This window comes from Sphingopyxis sp. Q841, assembly GCF_052384365.1.
GTDB classification, from domain to species: Bacteria; Pseudomonadota; Alphaproteobacteria; order Sphingomonadales; family Sphingomonadaceae; genus Sphingopyxis; species Sphingopyxis terrae_A.
Map to the genome: position 1 here is coordinate 279912 of NZ_JBQSUM010000002.1, position 17248 is coordinate 297159.

Here is a 17248-nt window from a genome sequence, read left to right on the forward strand (position 1 = left end):
GAAAAAGGCCGGCGCAGCCCACGCTGCACCGGCCTTTTTCTTTCACGAGATCGGCGCCTTAGGCGGCGCCGTCCTGCCAGCCGCCGCCCAGCGCCAGGAACAGCGCGACCAGATAGGTCGCGCGCTGCTGTTCGGACTGGGCGATGCTCGCCTGGATCTGCGCCAACGAGCGCTCGGCATCGAGTACGACCTGAAAATTCTCGCGCCCCGCCTGATAGCGAAGCCGCGCGATCCGCGCCGCCTCGCCCGCTTCGTCCGCTGCACGGCGTAGCGCGGCAAGCCGGTCGAGTTCGCCGGCATAGTTGGCGAGCGCGCTTTCGGTTTCCTGAAGCGCGCCGAGCCAGGTGCCGTCGAAGGTCGCCAGCGCCGCGTCGGCGCCGGCCTCCGCCTGCTTCAGCCGCGAACGCGCGACCGCGATGTTCGGAAAGCTCCACGAAATCAGCGGCCCGATCGAAAAGCGGAAGCTGTCGGACTTGCCCAGCCCCGACACCGCGTCGGCGGTCGATCCCACAGACCCGCCGATGCTGATGCTGGGATAAAGGTCGGCGGTCGCAACATTGACGCGCGCCGCGGCGGCGGCGAGCTGGCGCTCGGCCCGGCGAATATCCGGGCGACGGGCGAGCAGCGCGGCGCCGTCACCGACCGGAATCGGACGGTCGAGTTCGGGCGGCGCCTGGCATTGCAACGCGGCCTGCGGCGCTTCGGCGGGCGGCTTGCCAGTCAGCAGCGCAAGGCGATAGAGCGCCCCGGCGCGCTGCGCCTTCAAGGTCGGCAGGGTCGCGCGCGTCTGTTCCAACAGCGCCCCTGCCTGCCCGGTGTCGAGCCGCGTCGCGCGCCCGCCTTCGAACAGCCGGCGCGTCAGGTCGAAGGTCTGTTCCTGAATGCGCAGCGTTTCCTCCGCCACCGCAAGCTGGCGGTTGTAGGCGCAGACGTCAGCATAGGCGCGCGTCGTTTCCGCCGCGACCGTGATGCGCGTCAGGTCGAAGGCCGCCTGCACCGCGTCGGCATCTGCGCGGCTCGCGCGGATCGCACTTTCGACGCGCCCGAACAGATCGACCTGATAACCGATGTCGAGCCCGACATCATAGCTTTCGCCCTCGACCGGGCCGATGCCGGTGACACTGCCCGGCTGGCGGGCGTAGGTGCCGCTGGCGCTTATTCCGGTGGTCGGCAGGCGCCCCGCTCGCGATTCCTTCAACACCGCGCGCGCCTGTGCCAGATTGGCGGCGGCGACGCGCAGATCGGTATTGGCGGCGAGCGCCTCTTCGACGAGCGCGTCGAGCGTCGGGTCGCCGAACAGGCTCCACCAATGCCCCGCCGGCTGCTCGCCGGTGAAGGCGGGCGATTTGCCTGCCTCGAGGAAAGGCGTCTGTCCGGGAGCGGCGGGGGTCGGCGACACATAGGCCGGACCGACGGCACAGCCCGACAGTGCAAGCGCGGCGGCACCGGCCAGCAGGACATTACGGCTCATCATGGCATCTCCAGCGGCGCATCGCCGCCCTTGTTGGTGCGGCCGCGCGCGAACCATTGCTGGACGCGATAGCCCAGCTTGCGCGACACGACGTAGAAGATCGGCGTGAAGATCAGCCCGAATATGGTGACGCCGAGCATGCCGAACGTCACCGCCGTGCCGAGTGCCTGGCGCATTTCCTGCCCCGGCCCGCTTGCCACCGCGAGCGGAATGACGCCGAAGATGAAGGCAAAGCTGGTCATCAGGATCGGACGCAGGCGCGACTGCGCGGCGTGAACCGCGGCGTCGAGCGGAGCCATCCCCTCCTCTTCCTCCGCCTGCTTGGCGAATTCGACGATCAGGATCGCGTTCTTCGCCGCGAGCGCAATCAGCACGACCAGCCCGACTTGCGTCAGGATATTATTGTCCATCCCGCGCAGGTTCACGCCAAGCATCGCCGCCAATATGCACATCGGCACGATCAGGATCACCGCGAGCGGCAGCGGCAGCGATTCATATTGCGCCGCCAGCACCAGGAAGACGAAGACCACCGCGAGCAGGAAGATCAGCACCGCGCTGCTCCCCGCCTGCTTTTCCTGATAGGCAAGGCCCGTCCATTCATAGGAAAAGCCCTGCGGCATCGTCTTCGCGGCCAGTCCCTCCATCGAGGTCAACGCCGCACCCGATGAGACGCCCGGCGCCGCCTGTCCCTGCAGTTCGACCGCGGGGAACAGATTGTAACGCACGACGCGGGTCGGACCGCTGTCGTCGCGGAAGGTCGCGACCGACGAGAGCGGAACCATCTCGCCCGACGAGGACCGCACCTGCAATCGGCCCACATCCTCGATCCGGCTGCGCGCGCTTGGTTCGGCCTGAGCCGTGACGCGGAAGGTGCGGCCAAGGAAGTTGAAGTCGTTGACATAGGTCGAGGCAAGATAGGTGCCGAGCGCGGCGTAGACCTGGCTCGGGTCGACGCCCAATATCTGCGCCTTGTCACGATCGACATCGGCGAAGATGCGCGGGCTTCCGGTGTTGAACAGCGAAAAGACCTGCGTGACGTCGGGCACCTGCTGCGCCCCGCCCATCATCGCCTGCGTCACCTTTTCAAGGTCGCGATAGTTTTGCCCCTCGCGCGCCTGCAGCATCATGGTGAAGCCGTTGCCGTTACCGAGGCCCTGCACCGCGGGCGGCGCGATGACGAAGGCGTTTGCTTCAGGGAGCGCCATCGCGAGGACGCCCGACAGCTTGCCCGACAATGCGCTGGCGCTCAGATCGCTGCCGCGCTCGCTCCAGTCCTTCAGACGGATGAACATCGTGCCCGCGTTCGATGCGGTCGAAAAGCTCGCGCCGTCGAGCCCCGAAAAGGTCGCGATGCTCTCGACGCCGTCGATCTGCGACACCGTCTTCTGCGCGCGCGCCAGCACCTCGCTCGTGCGATCGAGCGACGCGCCGGGCGGAAGCTGAACCACGCCGATCAGCACGCCCTGATCCTGATCGGGGATGAAGCCCGTCGGCGTATCTGCGAGGCGCCAGCCGGTCGCGGCGAGCAGTACCGCATAGATGCCCAGCATCAGCGCCGTCTTGCGGATCAGCGACGCGGTGGTGGTGCCATAGCGTTCGGACAGTCGGTCGAACCCGTCGTTGAACCTGTTCGCGGCGCGGCGGACCACGCGCATGATCCGGTTTTTCGGTTCGGCGTGATGCTCCTCGTGTGGCTTTAGCAGCAGCGCCGCCATCGCGGGCGACAGGGTAAGCGACGTCAGCAGCGAAAAGACCGTCGCCGCCGCGATCGTTACCGCGAATTGCTGATAGAAGATACCGGGGATGCCGGGGATGAAGGCCGTCGGCACGAACACCGCGACAAGGACGAGGCCGATCGCGATCAGCGCGCCCGACACTTCGCTCATCGTCCGGTGCGCGGCTTCGCGCGGGGTGAGGCCCTGACGAATATGCTTCTCGACCGCCTCGACGACCACGATCGCGTCGTCGACGACGATGCCGACCGCGAGCACCAGCGCGAACAGCGACAGCGAGTTGATCGAAAAGCCGAGCGCCAGCTGCACCGCAAAGGTGCCGATGAGCGCCACCGGAATCGCGATGATCGGGATGATCGCCGCGCGCCAGGTCTGCAGAAAGACGAGCACGACGATGACGACGAGGATGATCGCCTCGATCAGCGTTTCCTGCACCGCGCTCACCGACGCCTGCACATATTCGGTCGGGTTGAAGGGGATCTGATATTCCAGCCCCGGCGGGAAGTCCTTCGACGCCGCCTTGACCTCGTCGAGCACCAGCTTCGCGGCATCGAGCGCGTTGGCGCCCGGCTGCTGGATCACCGCCATGCCGACGCCCGGCTGGCCGTTGAAAACGCCGCGCACGCCATAATCCTGACTGCCAAGCTCGACCCGCGCGACGTCCTTCAGCCGCGTGATCGCGCCATTCTGCGTATCGGTCTTGATCACGACATTGGCGAATTGTTCGGGCGTCACGAGGCGTCCCGGCACTTCGACCGGAAGCTCGAACGCGGGATTGCCCTTGCCATAGGGCGGCGCGCCGACCGAGCCGCCGGCGACTTGGACATTCTGGCTCTGCAGCGCCGCGACAATCTCGGTCGCGGTCAGGTTGCGCGCGGCGGCCTTGTCGGGGTCGATCCACACGCGCATCGAATAATAGCCGCCGCCGAAAATCTGCACCCCGCCGACGCCCTTCAGGCGCAGCAGCCGGTCGCGCAGCGTCGAATTGGCATAGTTGCCGACATAATCGAGGTCGATCGCCGGATCGGTCGTCGTCAGCGCGACGATCATCAGGAAGCCGGTTTCCTGCTTGTTCACCTGCACGCCGATCTGGCGCACCTGTTCGGGCAGGCGCGGTTCGGCGAGCGCAACGCGGTTCTGAACGAGCACCTGCGCCGCATCGAGGTCGGTGCCTGGCTGGAATGTCACCGTTATCTGCGCCAGACCCTGCGTCGAGGACGACTGGATATAGAGCATATTCTCGACGCCGTTGACCTCCTGCTCGATGGTCGACGACACCGTTTCGGCGATCGTGTCGGGCGAGGCGCCGGGATAGGATGCGGTGATGCTGATCGTCGGCGGCGCGATCTCCGGATATTGGGCGAGCGGAAGCTGCGGATAGGCAAAGGCGCCGATCAGCGTGATGAAGATGGCGATGACCGCCGCGAAGATCGGGCGGTCGACGAAAAATCGGCTGAAATTCACTGTGCGCCGCCCTTGCCCGCTGCAGCGCCCGCCGCGGCAGGCTTCGCGGCCGCCTTGGCGGGCACGACCTTGCCATCGGCACCGATCCGGCCCGCCTCGATCTTCGCGGGCTTGCCCGGCATCGCGCGCTGGATGCCGCCGACGACGACGCGATCCTTGGCGGTGATGCCCGAACGGATCACGCGCAGCCCGTCGATGACGGGGCCAAGCTCGACCGGGCGCGCCTGCACCACATTCTTGTCGCCGATCACATAGACCAGGCGCCGCGCCGCATCGGTGACGATGGCGGTGTCGGGAACCATGACGGCGGCGTGCGGCGCCGAAGCCGCAAGCTGAAGCTGGCCGAACATGCCCGGGCGCAGCTTGCCATCGGGGTTGGGCACGACGGCGCGGACGGTGATCGTCCCCGATCCGTTCGACAGTGCGTTGTCGACAAAGTCGATCCGGCCCGAAATCGCATAATCCTGCTGTCCTTGCAGGCGGATACGCACCGGCGCGCCGTCGAGCTTGTCGCCGCGGCGTTCATAGCCGAGCAGGCTCGCCTCGGAACCCTGGAAGCTGAAATGGATGGGGCTCGTCGACACGATCGTCGTCAACACCGTCTGATCGGCGGTGACCGCATTGCCGGGATCGACCAGCCGCTGCGAAATACGCCCCGAAATCGGTGCGGTCACGCGCGTGAAGCCGACGTTGAGCTGCGCCGATCGCACCGCGGCCTGCGCCGCCGCCACATCGGCTTCGCCGGCGCGCACCGCGGCACGGCGCTGCTCGACCTCCTCGGTACTCGCCGCTTGCGATGCGGCCAGTGTCGCCGAGCGCGCGAATTCGGTTTTTGCGTTCGCCAAGGTCGCGTTGGCGCGCGCCAACTGCGCGCGCGCCTGATCGAGCGCCGCCTGGTTCGGGCGCGCATCGATCGAAAAGAGAAGCTGCCCGGCCCGCACATATTGGCCGTCGGCAAAGTGTACGCGCTGCAAATATCCCGAGGCGCGCGGCCGCACTTCGACACTGTCGATCGCTTCGAAACGGCCGACAAAATCATCCCACTCCGTCACGTCGCGGACGAGGGGCTGAGACACGGTGACGGGAAGCGACGGCGGACCGCCCTGTCCTTGGTCGCCGCCGCCCGAACAGGCAGCCAGCGCGAACGAAAGGCACAGGACGGGCGCGAGGAGAAAGCGCTTTTGCATGATCTTGTCTTTTCTGTTGAAGCGTTCCGCCATCGCGCCACAGGGAGGGGGGAAGTTGCGCGATGACGGTCGCTGTCAACTAGTGGGCCGTTCATCGTAAGTCAACAGTTGTTGATTTATTCTCATTCACCATTATGGACGCAAAAATGGAGAGAAGCTCAACCATCAAGCGGCGCGATGCCGTTGCAACCCGCGCGTCGATATTGGCGGCCGCGCACCAACGCTTTCTGCGCGAGGCGTATGAAAATGTCGGACTGCGCGACATTGCGGGTGATGCCGGGGTCGATGTCGCGCTGATCAGCCGCTATTTCGGCGGCAAGGAAGGGCTGTTCCGCGAAGTCGTCAGCGACGAAGCAAAGCCGCATCTGTTCCGCGAGCCCAAAAGCATCGACGAATTACCCGGTTTTCTGGCGCAACTCGTCGCCGAAGACGACGACGCCGACCGCCATCATCGCATGGAGATGTTCGTCATCATGCTGCGCTCGGCCTCGTCTCCCAAGGCGGGCGATATCATCCGCGAACTGGTGAACCGCGACGTTCTGGAGCCGCTCGCCGGAACGATCGGCGGCGATCAGGGCGAGATGCGCGCCAATATGCTGCTGGCGATCCTGATGGGCGTCGGCGTCCTGCGGACGATCATGAAGGTCGATAATTTCGAACTCGATGCCGAAGAAGGGGCCGAGTGCGTCGAGCGCTTTCGCTGCCTGTTCGCGGCGGCGTTGACCTGCTGACCGCCGCGGCGCAACCGCCCGCCCCGGCCAGACGGTCGAAAAGATCGAGATAGCGGCGCGCAGCGAAAGCCGTGCCGAAAGGCTCGGTAACGACCGCCGGAGAAAAGGGTCGGCGATCCTGCCGGTCGATCCATTCGAGCATCGCCTCGGCAATCGCCGCCGGTTCGCGGCTGGGGACGATCGCGCCGCAATCACCGTCCGCGAGCAAATCTCGCAGGAAATGCGAACAGTCGGTGGCGATAACCGGAACGCCGCGTTCGAGCGCTTCGACCGCAACGGCAGGCCCGCCTTCGTAGCGCGAGGTAATCAGCAGCAGGTCGGCATGGTCGAGCGCCGGCCCGATCGATGCCAGGCGCCCCGGTAGCGCAATCCGGTCCGCAACGCCCAAACGCCGCGCCAGCCGCGCCAGCCGCGGCGCGTCGGGCCCGTCGCCCGCAATGGTCAGCCGCACGTCGCGATGCTTGGCCAGTTCGGCGACAACGCGCACCGCGAGACCGAAATCCTTCTGCTCGACGAGTCGCCCCGCCGCCAGCAGATGCAGCGGCCCGGTGCCCGGCACCTTCCTGGCTGCCGGCAAATTTATGATCGTGTCGATATTGGGATCGAAGATCACGCTGACCTCCGCGCGTCCCGTCAGCGCACGCACATCGTCCGCGAGCCCGGTCGACATGGCGGCGAACCAGTCGACATCGCGCGCCGCCCAACGAAAGGCCCGCGCAAGCAGCGCGCGTAGCGCCGGGATCGCCGAAGGCGCCAGCGGATTGCTGATCTTCGCCACGACCTTCGGCCGCCGCGGCAAATCGCGCACGGCGCCCGCCAGCACATGATGAAAATTGCCCGGCAGAAAGAGGACGTCCGGCCGCAGGCGAGCGATCGCCGCCGACAGCGCACGCCGCAGGCGCAGGCGCGAAAGCGGCGTTCTGGGAATTTCGGGTTCGAGGCGTTCGGTGTGTACCCCGCGCGGCACGGCGGAGCGCAGCGGACCATCGAATGTGCCGCAAAGCAAGGTGACGCGGCGCCCCTGCGCCACCCATTCGCGCGCCAGCCGCAGCGCGATCATCTCGGTCCCTCCGAACGAAAAATCGTGGAAAATGATGACGATGTGCTGCGCTCGCGCCACGCCGCAGGCCTTTCCGATGCCATACCGGCGCCCGTGTCGGACGCCCTTCCATCGACAAGACGCCGCGCGCGTCGATTTTCCGCACCGCGCCGATGCGGGATCGGCCGCGCCGCGGCGTCTGAAGCTGAAGAAGCGAAAAATCGCTGGAAACGATACTAACGGGATAAAAGCGTGAACGGATTGACGGTTGCCACAGCCCCCACACCGACGCCCCCCCTCGCCGCACTTGAGCCGCTGACACCAATCCGCAGCCGCTGGCCGGCGCTGGTCAGCGGCCTGCTCAGCCTGGCGCTGCTCGCCGGACTGATACGCGAGCTTTTGGGCGGCGGACTGGCCGCGCTGCACGAGGCGCTGCCCACCAACCCGCTATTCTATCTGGTCTTCCTTGCCATCTATGCGGTGCAGCCGCTGTCCGATCTGGTGATTTTCCGGCGGCTGTGGGGCCTGCCGCTGTCGGGCATCGTGCCGATCCTGCGCAAGCTGGTCGCGAACGAGATTTTGCTCGGCTATTCGGGGGAAGCCTATTTCTACGCCTGGGCCCGGACGCGGCTCAACATGGTCGCGGCGCCTTTCGCGGCGATCAAGGATGTCAGCATCCTGTCGGCGGTCGTCGGCAACATCTTCACGCTGGCACTGCTCGCTATCGCCACGCCCTTCGCCTATTCGCTGCTGCCCGCCGAGCATATCCGCCCGATCCTGGGGTCGGTAGGGGTCATGCTCGCCCTGTCGCTCGCCATCCTGCTCTTCCGCGGCCGCCTGTTCTCGCTTCCTGCGAGTGAACTGCGCTGGGTGTTCCTGATCCACCTCGTCCGCACCATCGCCTACACCGGGCTGCTCGCGCTGTGCTGGCATCTTGCGCTGCCGCTCGTGCCGCTCGCGCTCTGGATGCTGCTCGTGACGGGACGCCAACTCGTCGCGCGCCTGCCGCTCGTCCCCAACAAGGACATCGTCTTTGCCAATCTGGCGGTCTTTCTGGTCGGCAACGACGCCGCGGTGACGCGGCTCGTGGCTCTGACAGTCGCGCTGACCCTGCTCTGCCACGTCATCGTCTTTGCGCTGACCTGGCTGCCGCTGCGCAAGGGAGCGGCCGCATGACCCGCTTCCGCTTCCCTGCCCTCGCCGCCGCCATGCTGGCTTCAGCCGCAATGGTGCCGTCCGCACGCGCCGCGGTCTATGGCGACGCGCCCGCCTGCGCCGCGGGTTCGACAACGCCGGCGCTGCTCGTCTGGCTCGACGGGCTGAAGGACCGCAAGGGACGGATCCGGGTCGAGCTGTTCCCGAGCAACGACAAGGATTTTCTGGAGGATGATTTCGTCCTTCAGAAAGCGGGCAAGGATTTCCGCCGCATCGAATTTGCGGCCCCCGCCGCCGGTCCGGTCGCGGTGTGCATCCGGGCGCCGCGGCCTGGCCGCTTCAGCTTCGCGATGATCCACGACCGCGACGGCAAGCACAAGTTCAGCTTTTCCTCCGACGGCGTCGGCTTTCCCGGCAATCCCAAATTGGGGTGGAGCAAACCCAAATCGGCAAAGGCCGCGGTGACGCTGGGCAGCGGTGTCACGGAAATGCACGTGATGATGAATTATTTCCACGGCCTGGGCTTTTCGCCGGTCAAGAAGGATTGAGGTGATGCGGATCGTCGACGTCTGCGAATTCTATTCCCCCACCGGCGGCGGCATCCGCTCCTATGTCGACCGCAAGATGCAGTTGCTTGCCGAAGCCGGCCACGAACTGATCGTCCTCGCGCCCGGCGCCGAGGATCGCGAGGAAGTGCGCGCGACCGGCGGCCGGATCATCTGGGTCAAGGCGCCGCCGCTGCCGTTCGATGCCAATTATCGCATGTTCTGGGATGCGGCGCCGATCCATGCCTGGCTCGACCGGTTGCACCCCGATGTCGTCGAAGCCTCTTCGCCCTGGCGCCCCGCGTGGATCGTCGGAAAATGGGCCGGCGACGCCGCGAAGGTCTTTTTCCTGCACAGCGACCCGGTCGTATCCTATCCGCAGCGCTGGTTCGGACGGATCGCCTCGCGCGAAAAGATCGACGCCGCCTTCGAATGGTTCAATCGTTATCTGCGCCGCGCGATGCCGCTGTTCGACAGTCTGGTGGTCTGCGGCGATTCGCTGGGCAAGCGGCTGAGCGACCGCCACATCGGTCCGGCGCATTGCGTCGCGCTGGGCATCGATCGCGCCGCCTTTTCACCGACCCTGCGCGACGCCAGCCTGCGCGCCGACCTGCTGGCGCAATGCGACCTTCCCGAAAGCGCCACGCTGCTGGTCGGCATCGGGCGGCACCATGGCGAAAAGCGATGGGACATGGTGATCGACGCGGTGCAGGCGGCCGCCGCCCGCGAACCCGTCGGCCTGATCCTGATCGGCAAGGGACCGGCGAGCGCCGCGCTGCGCAAGCAGGTCGGCGGCAATCCGCATATCCGCATGTTCCAGCCAATCTATGACCGGCCGCAACTGGCAACGCTGATGGCGAGCTGCGACGCGCTGATCCACGGATGCGAAGGCGAAACCTTCGGCCTGGTGGCGTCGGAAGCGCTGGCGTCGGGCCTGCCGTTGATCGTCCCCGACGAGGGCGGCTGTGCCGAGATCGCTCGCCAGGATTTTGCGGAAACCTATGCCGCACGCGATGCCGCCGCAGCGACGCAGGCCATCGCCCGCTTCTGCGCGCGCGATCGCGCGGCGGTCCGTCAGGCGGCGCGCCGTGCCGCCATCGCCGTCCGGTCGGACCGCGACCATGTCGCGGACCTGCTCCGCCATTATGACGCGCTGATCGCCGCGCGTTCGTCGCGGGTGGCGGCATGATCGGCCGCGAGATCCCCATAGCGGGCGACCCGGCGTCCGGCGAGCAGCGCGGCACAGCATTTGTCGATGCTGGTCACAAGGCTGGGCACATGCGCATCGCCCGGATGCAACGCGACGCGCACGTCGCGCATCGGCTTCAGCGCATGCCGCGCGAGCGCAGAAAACAACAAGGAACTGGCAATCCGCGCCCTGCTGCGGCTTGCCCAGGTGATGACCGGACCGCGCGCGAGCACCGCGCCGGTTTGCGGATTCCACACCTTCATATGATCCTCGGCCATCGTAAATCCGGCCTGTGGCAAAGCGGACAGAGCCCCAGCTCCGTAGAGCCACGCGGGCGCGATGAAACCGGTTGCGGCAACCCCTGTCACGTCCTCAACCAGTTTCTTGGCCGCCGTCATCCGCGCCAGCGCGGTGGCATGGTCAAGGCCGAGGAACTCGCCCTCGCCCGCCGTCATGTGGCGCGCGCGGAAGCCGTCGAGCGCTCCGCTGTGCCGGCTGTCGTCGCGATGCGCCCAGCCATGCACAAACATTTCAACACCCGCGTCGGCCCAGCCGCGCAGGCGGCTCTGAAAGCCCCGGTCTTCGGCGATCGGCGCGCTGTCCCAATGGTCGGGAACGACCAGCATCGCGACCTTCGGCCCACCAAGGTGGCGGACGAGTTGATCGAGCAGGCGATCGACCTCGTCGGCGAAGCGCGGGCTGACGTCGTGGATCGAGGCGAGGAATTTGCGCGAGGATTTATCGGAGGGCCGCATGACTGACATGTCCTTGATGGCGATGGTCTATCGCTTGCTCGTCTGGGGCAGCCGCAACGCGGACAAGGCGCCTCGCACCCGCGCCGCGCCCGCAAAGGCGCCGCCGCCGCGCGCGGCTGAACCTCCGTTCAAAAGGCTGCATCCAGGCCAATCCTAACGGTGCGGGGCCGCAGCGGCGTTTCCTGCCGACCGGCGACCACAGTGAAGGGGTTCCCATAGGAAAAGCGGTTACGATCGGCGTTGAACAGGTTCGTGACACCTAGCGCAAAGCCGAAACGCCCGCGCTCGAGACGCAGGTTCAGAGCCGTGTCGACATAGCGGCCCTGGCTGATGTCGAGCAGATTGCCGACGCCGAGATAGGATTTGCCGACATAGCGCGCATCGGCGGCAATCGACAGGCGGGCATCGGCGCCGACGCTCTGCACCCAGCGCGCGCCCACCCGCGCGCCCCACTGCGCGATATTGGGCAGATCATTGTCCTCCGCCCGCGCATAGGCCGGTGCGGCCTGGGTCAGGCTGCTGTGGTTGAGAAAGGCGCTGCCGTCGAGGCGCAGCGACGGGGTGGCGTTCCACGTCGCAGACGCGCTGAATCCGAGAATCGAACCATTGCCGATATTGTCCGTGTAGGGAAAACCCTGCGCATCGACGAGGTCGGCCTGGATCGATTCCCAGCGCGCGTATGAGCCCGACAGCGCCACGCTGAGCGGATCATGATCGGGCGCGCCCCGCCGCGCGCCGAGTTCGAACGTCGCAATGGTGTCCGACTGGAAGGCGACCGCGCTTCCCGGGCTGCTCACCGACAAGCCGCCGGGTCGGAATCCCTCCTGATAGCGCCCGTAGATCAGCCACCCGCCCCCCGGCTTCCAGCGCAGCGACGCGGCGGGTACGAAATAGTCGACGGCGCGGCGCGGTTCGGGCGGGTTCGGGTTGGCGGGATCGATCAACTCGCCCGAAAAACGCGTATGGGCATAGCGGCCGCCGAGGCTGGCGCTGAGCCGCGGCGCCAGGCCGAAGGTCCATTCGCCGAACAGCGCCACCTCGCTGCGTTCGTTCAGAATATCGGCAATCGGGGCGGGCGCGGCGGGGTCGCCAAGCGCGCGCCGGGTCCGGTCCTTCCCGTCGGTGATGCCGATCCCCGCGATCCAGCCATGCCCGTGCGCGCCCTGCCGCGACAGCGTGGTTTCATTGGCGTGCTGGCGGATCCCAATATCCTGCGTAAAGGCCAAGGGGTTCCCGCCGCCGAGCGCCGACGCATCGAAGCGGTTCGCCAGATCGTGCGACACGATCGCACCAGTCGATCGCAGCACCAGCGGACCCCAGCTTCTTTCGACCGTCGCGTAAAGCAGCGAATAATCATTGTCGAAGGGCTGCGCGATCAGGCTCTGCCGCGTCAGGTCGGGCAGCCCGGCCTCCGAATATTGACCGTCGCGCGTCTGGATGTCCTGCCGCACCCAGCCCGCATCGATCGTCCAGCCGTCGCCCGGTGTCACACGCAGCGCCGCGCGCCCGCCGAAGATGCGGCTGCGGTTGACGTTGCTCAGCCCGCGGGCGCTGTCGTCGATATAGCCGCCATCGATGCGATGATAGCCGACGACACGCAGCGCAGCACGGTCGGTCAACAGCGGCAGGTTGAGCGTCGCCGCCGCATCGTGGCTGTCGGCGCCGTGCTGGGTCAGTGCATAGCCCGCTTGCATCCGCGCCGCGAAACCGCCGCTATCGGGCTTTGCCGGATCGATGCGGATGATGCCGCCGAGCGATCCGGCGCCGTAAAGCGTCCCCTGCGGCCCTTCCAGCACCTCGATCTTGTCGATGTCATAGAGCGCGATGTCGGGATCGGGCGCGTTATAGTTGAGCCGCGCGTAGCCGAAATATTGCCCAACCGTCGCCTGCGTCGGGCCGGTGAAGCTTGAATCGGCGACGCCGCGAATGAACAGTTTGTTGCGGCCGGGGCCGAGGTTGGTCGAATTGACCGACGGAAGCTGGCGCACGATGACGTCCGAACCATGCTGCCCGGGCGCGCCCGCGAAACTGTCATCGAGGCGCATCACCGTGACCGCAGCGGGATAGTCGGCGAGCGAGGTGTCGCGCTTGCTGGCCGTGACGATAATCTCTTCGGGCGGCGCGGAGTCGGCCGGGCGCGGAGCCGCGGGGCGCGGCGCCGGGCGGCGCGGCGGCGGTGCCGGGCGCGCCCGGACGGGGACGCGCACAATGCGAAAGCTGCGCGCGTCGATGATCGTCACGCCCAGCCCGGTGCCGCGCAGCAGCCGCGCGAGCGCGGTTTCGACGTCCATCGTGCCGGCGACGCGGCGCACCCGGATCTCGCCCATCGCAGGATCGGCAAGCGCGACGCTGACGCCGCCCTGGCGCCCGAGGTCGAGGATCGCCTGGTCGAGCCGGCCGGCAGCGATGGCAAAGCGATGCGTCTCGGCGGCATGGACCGACGCGGGGGCCAGAGCCGCCACGAGGCTGGCCGCCGCCCATTGCCTGTAACGCTGCACCATCAGTTCGCGGTCAGTCGCCACTCCTCGCCGACCTTGCGGGCCGAAACGCCCATCAGGATCGCGATCTTTTCTATAGCGGCCCTATCCTTGCCGTCGATCAGGATCGTGCCCGTAAAGGTGCGATCGGCGATGGCGGGATCGACGGCGATCGGGGCGCCAAGCGCGCGCGACAGGTCGGGTGCAATATCCGACAGCGGTGTCGCGGTGAAATCGAGCCGGCCCGTCTTCCACCCCGCCACCGTTGCGGGATCGACGCGGGTGACGACCGGCGCCGCGCCGCTATGTGCGATGAGCAGCCGCTGCCCCGCGCGGAGCAGCAGGGCCGCGCGATCGGGATCGAACATCACCGCACCTTCGGCAACGCTCACTTCGGCACGTCCGTCCTCGCGCGCGACGTTGAAGACCGTGCCGATATCGCGCAGCCGCATATCGCCCGATACGACGGTGAAGGGATCGGCCGGATCGTGGGTGACGCGGAACACCGCCTCGCCGCTTTCGAGCGTGGCGATGCGCGGATTGCGGCGGTCGAGTGTCACGCGCGTTCCGCCGTTTAAGTCTATCACCGTCCCGTCGTCCAGCGTCACGCTGCGCTGCTCGCCGAGCGCGGTCTCGACCGCATAGGTCGGCACCGCGACGCGGTAGACCGGCCATGCGCTCACCGCGACAAGCAGCGCGGCGGCGACTGCACCAGAGCGGCGGAAGAATCCGGGGGCATTGTCGTTGGCAGGCGCGGCGTCGGGGCGATCCGCGGCCAAGGGGCGCGCGGCGAGGGCCTCGGTCATCGCCGCATCGGCGATCGCTACCCGGTCATAGGCTGCGGCGTGCGCCGGATCGGCCTCCAGCCACGCGGTGAAGGCGGGCCAATCGGCATGCGCGGGGTCGCGCTGCCGGACGAACCAGCCCACCGCTTCCTTTTCTGCCGCGCCGTTTGCCATGCCTAAAACCGTCCCTTCGCAGCTAGGACGGTATGGTCAGTCATTTTCCGCATCGAGTTTGTCACGTAATTGCAATACGGCCTTGTAGGCCTTTTGTAGATGTTTTTCGACAGCGCTCAGGCTGAGGCCGAAATGCGCGGCAATATCGCGCTGCGGTGTGCCGTCGATGCGGTAGCTGCGGAAGATGCCGGTGGTCGGCTCGCCCAGTTCGTCAAACAGCGCCGCGACGCGGGCAAGCTCGCTCTTCGCGATCGCCGTGCGCTCGGCCGATGGAGCCGGCGACGCCTCGCCCGCGTCGCCCGTTGCCAGCGCGCTCCACGCATCGTCGCGCCGCTCGCGGCGCTGCGCCGAGCGGCGGCGATCGATCACCAGATTGTCGGCGACCCGATAGAGATAGGAGAACGGATCGTCTGGAACCGCCGCGATCCCGCCGATCTTGATCCACAAATCCTGCAGAATATCCTCGGCGTCCGACGCGTCGCCGCAGCGGGCCCGCACGAAACGTTCCAGCGCTGCGCGGTGGGCCAGGAACGCCCCATCCAGACCGTCGGCGATCATGCGCCGCCCCATACCAATGCCGCGCGCAAGCCGCAATCGGATCGCGCCCATCGATCGGCAATGCGACGCTTTTTTCGTGCCGATGCGGAAAATCGCGCGCGGCGCCGTCCATTTGACAGGGGCGATGGTCGAATTGCGTAGCGGGAGTCTTGCCCCATGTCCCAAATCCTGTCCCGCCGCGCGCTCCGGATCGCTACGCTGGCGGCGGCGTTTGCCGCAAGTTGCACCGCCACCGCCGCGCCGTCGCCAGCCTCCGCAACGCCGATCAGTGTCCTCACCTACAATATCCATGGTCTTCCCTGGCCGCTTGCCTGGGGGCGCAGCGATGATTTCGGACAGATCGCGGCGCGGCTGCGCGCGATGCGGCAGGCGGGAATCCAGCCGCACATCGTCGTGCTGCAGGAAGCCTTCACCCGCTCCGCCCAGCGGATCGGCGCAGAAAGCGGCTATCGCTATGTCGTGGACGGCCCGGCCGCCGCCGATCGAAGCAGCCTGCCCGCAACCGACGCCGACCGCCGCTTCGCTGCCGCGGCATCGTGGTTCAAGGGCGAGCGGTCGGGCAAGCTGCTCGGCAGCGGGCTGCAACTGCTGTCGGACTATCCGATCCTCGCGGTACGCCGCGCGCCCTTTCCGGCCTATGCCTGTGCCGGTTATGACTGCCTTGCCAACAAGGGCATATTGATGGCGCTCGTCGCGGTGCCGGGCGCGGCAACGCCGGTCGTCGTCACCACCGCACATTTCAATTCGCGCGGCGCGTCGGGGGTTTCGGATGAGCGCGCCGACTATGCCTATCGCCGCCAGCTCGACGCTGCCGGACGGTTCATGGCGCAAAGCCCATGGCATCGCTATCCGATCATCTTTGCCGGTGACTTCAACGTCGGCAAGATCGCGCCGCGCGCCCGCGCCTTCGCGTCGGCAACGGACGGCTGGTGGGGAAATGGCCGCACCGGCGCGCTCGACGATGCGATGCACGCCTGCTCGCGCAGCACAAGCGGCCTCCCCCGCGCCGCGCTCGAAAGCTTTCGCCGCTCGAAGGACTGGCAATTATTTGCATCGACACGCTTTGCCGCGCTCACCGCTGAAGCCATATCGGTGCCGTTCGGGCGCGGCGCCGACGGCCGCATGCTGTCCGACCATATCGGCTATGTCGCGCGCTATCGCCTCGCGCCCCTTGCGAGGCCGCTCGCGCCGACCGCCGCACGCGGCCCGCTCGGCTATGTCCGTTTGAAATAGGCGATCAGGCGATCGATCGACGGCCGCGCAGCCTGTAACGCCTGCTCGGTGGCGGCATCGTCGCGCCGCGCCGCGCCCTCCCGTGCCGCCTTCAGTGCTGCACCCATCTGGCCCGCCAGCGCCGGGTCGCCGACGTCGCCCGCAATGTCATCCCAATGCTGGCCGGCCATTGTCATCGCGGCATCGACCCCGGACCAGTCCGGCCGCGCCGCCGCAAGACGCGCGGCCCCGGCCAATTGCGCATAATCAATCAGCGCCATTGCCGTTGTCGCCTTCGACACCGTCGCCATATCCTCGACCAGCGCGCGATAGATTTCGAGCGCGGCGAGTCCGGCACCCTGCCGGTCGTCCTGCCGCGCGGCGGCATCGAGCGCCGCGAGCCGCGGCACGATCGCCTGCTGCGCCGCTGCCCCGAGCGACGCGTGGACGCCTTTTTCGGAATAGATGGCGGTAGCGACGCGAGCGCGAAACTGCCCGGCCGATTCGTCCGGCGCCGCCACCGCGACATCGCGAAAATAGCCGGCAGCGGCATGTTTGAGCGGATCGGGATCGACCGCATAATCGGTAATGCCCGCGCGCGTCGTCAGCGAGAAGGTCGCAATCGCCTGATCGGAGGGCGAATGCGGTGCGCCGCAGGCTGCGAGAGTCAGCAGAGGCAGGATCATCGCGCCGCGCGGCGAGCGAACATGGAGCGGAAAATCGTATAGAAGTTTTGGCAAAGGCCTATCCTTTGCCCGGAAGACGTCGCGGGG

The 17248-nt window shown here is 67.1% G+C and carries 14 protein-coding genes; 5 read left to right on the forward strand and 9 right to left on the reverse strand.

Annotated features, from left to right (window positions below; all coding sequences use genetic code 11):
- Positions 1–58 precede the first annotated feature (58 nt).
- The 3 genes from ACT17R_RS11725 to ACT17R_RS11735 are packed head-to-tail and all read right to left on the reverse strand — an operon-like array spanning position 59 to position 5855.
- Positions 59–1474, reverse strand: coding sequence for a TolC family protein (locus ACT17R_RS11725; RefSeq protein ID WP_318153200.1), 1416 nt, complete (start codon positions 1472–1474; stop codon positions 59–61).
- Complete coding sequence (locus ACT17R_RS11730; RefSeq protein ID WP_062902277.1) at positions 1471–4668, reverse strand: efflux RND transporter permease subunit; 3198 nt, start codon at positions 4666–4668, stop codon at positions 1471–1473. The genes ACT17R_RS11725 and ACT17R_RS11730 overlap by 4 nt, the downstream gene beginning before the upstream one ends.
- Complete coding sequence (locus ACT17R_RS11735) at positions 4665–5855, reverse strand: efflux RND transporter periplasmic adaptor subunit (protein ID WP_238929669.1); 1191 nt, start codon at positions 5853–5855, stop codon at positions 4665–4667. Before ACT17R_RS11735 ends, ACT17R_RS11730 begins: the two co-directional genes overlap by 4 nt.
- Positions 5856–6001: 146 nt before the next feature.
- Here ACT17R_RS11735 and ACT17R_RS11740 point away from each other — a divergent pair, with 146 nt between their 5' ends.
- Complete coding sequence (locus ACT17R_RS11740; protein ID WP_165760685.1) at positions 6002–6586, forward strand: TetR/AcrR family transcriptional regulator; 585 nt, start codon at positions 6002–6004, stop codon at positions 6584–6586.
- Here ACT17R_RS11740 and ACT17R_RS11745 read toward each other — a convergent pair.
- Positions 6492–7706, reverse strand: coding sequence for a glycosyltransferase (locus ACT17R_RS11745; protein ID WP_444809492.1), 1215 nt, complete (start codon positions 7704–7706; stop codon positions 6492–6494). The genes ACT17R_RS11740 and ACT17R_RS11745 overlap by 95 nt on opposite strands.
- Before the next feature lie 171 nt (positions 7707–7877).
- On the opposite strand from ACT17R_RS11745, the gene ACT17R_RS11750 reads away from it, so the two are divergent.
- The 3 genes from ACT17R_RS11750 to ACT17R_RS11760 are packed head-to-tail and all read left to right on the forward strand — an operon-like array spanning position 7878 to position 10514.
- Positions 7878–8801, forward strand: a complete 924-nt coding sequence (locus ACT17R_RS11750) for a hypothetical protein (protein ID WP_234180225.1) — start codon at positions 7878–7880, stop codon at positions 8799–8801.
- Positions 8798–9328 (forward strand): DUF2141 domain-containing protein, encoded by a 531-nt coding sequence (locus ACT17R_RS11755; RefSeq protein WP_062902273.1) that lies wholly within the window; start codon positions 8798–8800, stop codon positions 9326–9328. Before ACT17R_RS11750 ends, ACT17R_RS11755 begins: the two co-directional genes overlap by 4 nt.
- 4 nt (positions 9329–9332) lie before the next feature.
- Positions 9333–10514 (forward strand): glycosyltransferase, encoded by a 1182-nt coding sequence (locus ACT17R_RS11760; protein WP_062903183.1) that lies wholly within the window; start codon positions 9333–9335, stop codon positions 10512–10514.
- On the opposite strand, the gene ACT17R_RS11765 is transcribed toward ACT17R_RS11760, so the two are convergent.
- The 4 genes from ACT17R_RS11765 to ACT17R_RS11780 form a co-directional block, all read right to left on the reverse strand.
- Positions 10469–11269, reverse strand: a complete 801-nt coding sequence (locus ACT17R_RS11765; RefSeq protein ID WP_444809493.1) for a DUF2334 domain-containing protein — start codon at positions 11267–11269, stop codon at positions 10469–10471. The two genes, ACT17R_RS11760 and ACT17R_RS11765, sit on opposite strands and share 46 nt — an antisense overlap.
- A gap of 128 nt (positions 11270–11397) precedes the next feature.
- Entirely contained in the window at positions 11398–13791 is a 2394-nt protein-coding gene (locus tag ACT17R_RS11770; RefSeq protein WP_263588514.1) for a TonB-dependent receptor domain-containing protein, read from the reverse strand.
- A complete protein-coding gene (locus ACT17R_RS11775) occupies positions 13770–14705 on the reverse strand; it encodes a FecR family protein (RefSeq protein WP_444809494.1) in 936 nt (311 codons plus the stop codon). Before ACT17R_RS11775 ends, ACT17R_RS11770 begins: the two co-directional genes overlap by 22 nt.
- 36 nt (positions 14706–14741) lie before the next feature.
- Positions 14742–15263, reverse strand: coding sequence for an RNA polymerase sigma factor (locus ACT17R_RS11780; RefSeq protein ID WP_263588512.1), 522 nt, complete (start codon positions 15261–15263; stop codon positions 14742–14744).
- A gap of 156 nt (positions 15264–15419) precedes the next feature.
- Here ACT17R_RS11780 and ACT17R_RS11785 point away from each other — a divergent pair, with 156 nt between their 5' ends.
- Positions 15420–16496 carry an endonuclease/exonuclease/phosphatase family protein gene (locus ACT17R_RS11785; RefSeq protein WP_444809495.1) on the forward strand — a complete coding sequence of 359 codons (1077 nt, stop codon included), beginning with the start codon at positions 15420–15422 and terminating at the stop codon, positions 16494–16496.
- On the opposite strand, the gene ACT17R_RS11790 is transcribed toward ACT17R_RS11785, so the two are convergent.
- Positions 16478–17215 carry a hypothetical protein gene (locus tag ACT17R_RS11790; RefSeq protein WP_444809496.1) on the reverse strand — a complete coding sequence of 246 codons (738 nt, stop codon included), beginning with the start codon at positions 17213–17215 and terminating at the stop codon, positions 16478–16480. The two genes, ACT17R_RS11785 and ACT17R_RS11790, sit on opposite strands and share 19 nt — an antisense overlap.
- Between the last annotated feature and the right edge of the window lie 33 nt (positions 17216–17248).

What these genes read in the sequence shown, in the direction of transcription:
- ACT17R_RS11785 (WP_444809495.1), top strand. Translation starts at nt 15,420, where the DNA reads ATGTCCCAAATCCTGTCCCGCCGCGCGCTCCGGATCGCTACGCTGGCG.
- ACT17R_RS11725 (WP_318153200.1), bottom strand. Translation starts at nt 1,474, where the DNA reads ATGATGAGCCGTAATGTCCTGCTGGCCGGTGCCGCCGCGCTTGCACTG.
- ACT17R_RS11760 (WP_062903183.1), top strand. Translation starts at nt 9,333, where the DNA reads ATGCGGATCGTCGACGTCTGCGAATTCTATTCCCCCACCGGCGGCGGC.
- ACT17R_RS11765 (WP_444809493.1), bottom strand. Translation starts at nt 11,269, where the DNA reads ATGCGGCCCTCCGATAAATCCTCGCGCAAATTCCTCGCCTCGATCCAC.
- ACT17R_RS11775 (WP_444809494.1), bottom strand. Translation starts at nt 14,705, where the DNA reads ATGGCAAACGGCGCGGCAGAAAAGGAAGCGGTGGGCTGGTTCGTCCGG.
- ACT17R_RS11740 (WP_165760685.1), top strand. Translation starts at nt 6,002, where the DNA reads ATGGAGAGAAGCTCAACCATCAAGCGGCGCGATGCCGTTGCAACCCGC.
- ACT17R_RS11780 (WP_263588512.1), bottom strand. Translation starts at nt 15,263, where the DNA reads ATGATCGCCGACGGTCTGGATGGGGCGTTCCTGGCCCACCGCGCAGCG.
- ACT17R_RS11755 (WP_062902273.1), top strand. Translation starts at nt 8,798, where the DNA reads ATGACCCGCTTCCGCTTCCCTGCCCTCGCCGCCGCCATGCTGGCTTCA.
- ACT17R_RS11735 (WP_238929669.1), bottom strand. Translation starts at nt 5,855, where the DNA reads ATGCAAAAGCGCTTTCTCCTCGCGCCCGTCCTGTGCCTTTCGTTCGCG.